This window comes from Flavobacterium sp. FlaQc-30, from assembly GCF_044005885.1.
Lineage (GTDB): Bacteria > Bacteroidota > Bacteroidia > Flavobacteriales > Flavobacteriaceae > Flavobacterium.
The window spans coordinates 1-332 of record NZ_JBIPCO010000037.1 but is presented as its reverse complement, the minus strand read 5'-3'; the positions used below and the strand labels follow the sequence as shown (position 1 = coordinate 332).

The window sequence follows — 332 nt, the reverse complement described above, 5'->3', positions numbered from 1 at the left end:
AAAGATGGCAGTATAATATATTCAAATAAAGATCCGATTCCATACTTAAAATGGAATGAAAATGTAAAGCTAAATGTTGCAAAAGGTAAAAAACTTCCTGTACAGTTTTATATTCAATGGATCTCGCAAAATGATCAAGAATGGTATGAAGCTCAAATTGTACTGCCAAAAAATCTAGAAAGTCTATTTATTGAATTTCAAGAAAAATACGGCAATAATGTATTTCTTACTGTAGGAATGGATAAAGTTTCAGAAAATAAACCATACACATTTGGAAGGATATGGATTGAAAATTTTAAAGAAAAAATTGAACTAATGAAATTCAGAGCAGC

The 332-nt window shown here is 28.3% G+C and carries 1 protein-coding gene; it reads left to right on the top strand.

All coding sequences use genetic code 11. The annotated features are described in order from the left end of the window. A partial coding sequence (locus ACHRV0_RS21635) for a DUF2931 family protein (RefSeq protein ID WP_395442518.1) occupies positions 1–332 on the top strand: 332 nt, incomplete at both ends.